Origin of the sequence: Xanthomonas sp. SHU 166, from assembly GCF_000364685.1 — a bacterium.
Taxonomy (GTDB): domain Bacteria; phylum Pseudomonadota; class Gammaproteobacteria; order Xanthomonadales; family Xanthomonadaceae; genus Xanthomonas_A; species Xanthomonas_A sontii.
Genome location: NZ_AQOJ01000357.1, coordinates 1 through 1,884, shown reverse-complemented (window position 1 = coordinate 1,884; position 1,884 = coordinate 1). Strand labels below are relative to the sequence as shown.

General features: G+C 69.7%; 3 protein-coding genes. 1 reads left to right on the top strand and 2 read right to left on the bottom strand.

The features are described from left to right. Positions 1 to 171 (bottom strand): PepSY-associated TM helix domain-containing protein (locus tag D180_RS10320; protein WP_157835448.1); only part of this gene is annotated, 171 nt, incomplete at its 3' end. A 200-nt stretch (positions 172 to 371) separates the two neighbouring features. Between D180_RS10320 and D180_RS10315 the strand changes: the two genes are divergently transcribed. Then, positions 372 to 1,127 (top strand): DNA/RNA non-specific endonuclease, encoded by a 756-nt coding sequence (locus tag D180_RS10315; RefSeq protein WP_017909707.1) that lies wholly within the window; start codon positions 372 to 374, stop codon positions 1,125 to 1,127. Between the two features lie 113 nt (positions 1,128 to 1,240). Here the strand turns inward: D180_RS10315 and D180_RS10310 are convergent. Then, a partial coding sequence (locus D180_RS10310; RefSeq protein WP_017912730.1) for a LysR substrate-binding domain-containing protein occupies positions 1,241 to 1,884 on the bottom strand: 644 nt, incomplete at its 5' end.

The following is a 1,884-nucleotide window of genomic DNA, read 5'->3' as shown; positions in this document are numbered from 1 at the left end:
CTGCTCGCCGGCGGCATGACGCGCGGCGATGGCGGCCAGCGGCGGATTGGCCAGGCGCACGATCTCGTCCTCGAAGGCGAGCGTGGCCCCGCTCAGGCCCATCACCGACAGCACCAGCCCGGCGCTGATGCCGAGCAGCCAGTGCAGCTGGAACAACAAGGACTTGATCACGTCGGCGCGGTGCGGGACAGGGCGATCGCGCATTGTAAATGAGAACGCTTATCGCATGCGATTGATCCGTCGCCGCGCGACGTCTACCGCCAAACGTGACCCACGGCGCAGTTGCCATTTGCGGCACATCCAGCGGTCACCCGACAGACATCGAATCTCGCCAGTTTCTTCACCTCCCCTGACCAGCCGAGGTTCCTGCAATGTCCGTCTCCCTGCGCGGTTGTCTTGCCCTGCTTGCGCTGTTCGCCGCCCAGGCGGCAAGCGCCGCCACCAGCTGTCCCACGCTCTACGCCGGCGGCAAGGCGCCGACGCTCGACGCGTCGATCACCAGCCGCACCACCGAGGTCTGCCATACCGAATACGTGCTGATGGCCTCCGGCGTGACCAAGGGTCCGCTGTACTCGGCCGAGCACATCACCGACCAGCAGGTCGCCGGCGCCGAATCGATCGGCCGCGTCGGCTCCTTCCACGACGAGACCGGCATCCCGGCCGCCGACCGCTCGCATACCTCGGACTACACCAACTCCGGCTTCGACCGCGGCCACATGACCCCGGCCGGCGATGCCTCGACCACCAACTCGGAGAAGGAAACCTTCTCGATGGCCAACGTGGTCCCGCAGGACCACAAGCTCAACACCGGCGAGTGGGCGCGGATCGAAGAGCAGGTGCGTCAGCTGGCCAAGCAGCGCGGCGAGGTCTACGTGGTCACCGGCCCGGCCTTCGACAGCGGCACGCGCAGCAGCATCGGCGCCGACCACGTGCAGATCCCGGACTACGTGTGGAAGGCGGTGTACGAACCCGGCAACGGCGCGGCCGCCTACATGTGCGTCAACGACAGCACCATCAACTGCGACGTGGTGTCGATCAACGACGTCATCACCATGTCCGGCGTGGATCCGTTCCCGGCGATCAGCGCCAGCATGAAGGCCAACCCGATCGCGCTGACGCTGCCGTAAGCGGGGATTCGGGAGTGGGGAGTCGGGATTGGTAAAAGCGTCCTGATTCCCTTGCCCGGGTTGGGGCGGCCGGAGGCGCGTGTGCGCCGGCCGGCCGCCATCGCGGGCGCACCTCAGGCGGTGTGCGCGGTCATCGCCTCGACCAGGGCCGCGAACACCGCGCTGCAGGCGGCGCTGCCGCGCACGTCCTGGTGCATCACGATCCAGCTCTCCAGGCCGACGCGCACCTGCTGCGGCAGCACCGGCAGCAGCGCCGGCGTGCGCCGCGCCAGCGCGACCTGGCAGAAGCCGATGCCGCAGCCGGCGCGCAGCAAGGCCAGTTGCGCCAGGTCGCTGTCGGCGCGCAACGCAAACGCCTCGCGCCGCCACAGCGGCAGCGCACTGCGGGCGGCGCGCAGGAACGGCGTTTCCGTATCGAATCCGATCAGCGCGTGCTGCGGCAGTTCCTCCAGCGCCTGCGGCAGGCCATGCCGGTCCACGTAGTCCTGGTGCGCGAACAGCGCCACCGCCACCTCGCCGACGCGGCGCGCGACCAGCACGTCCTGGGTGGGCCGGGTCATGCGTACCGCCACGTCAGCCTCGCGGTGCAGCAGGTCCTGCACCCGGTTGCTCAACACCAGCTCCAGCCGCAGCTGCGGATGCGCGCGGCGCAAGGCCGCCAGCACCGGCGGCAGCACTTCCGCGCCGATCACCTCGCTGGCGGCGATGCGCACCGTGCCGCGCACCGCATCGCCGTGGCGGCCCGCCGCGCGCTGCA

What these genes read in the sequence shown, in the direction of transcription:
- D180_RS10315 (WP_017909707.1), top strand. Translation starts at nt 372, where the DNA reads ATGTCCGTCTCCCTGCGCGGTTGTCTTGCCCTGCTTGCGCTGTTCGCC.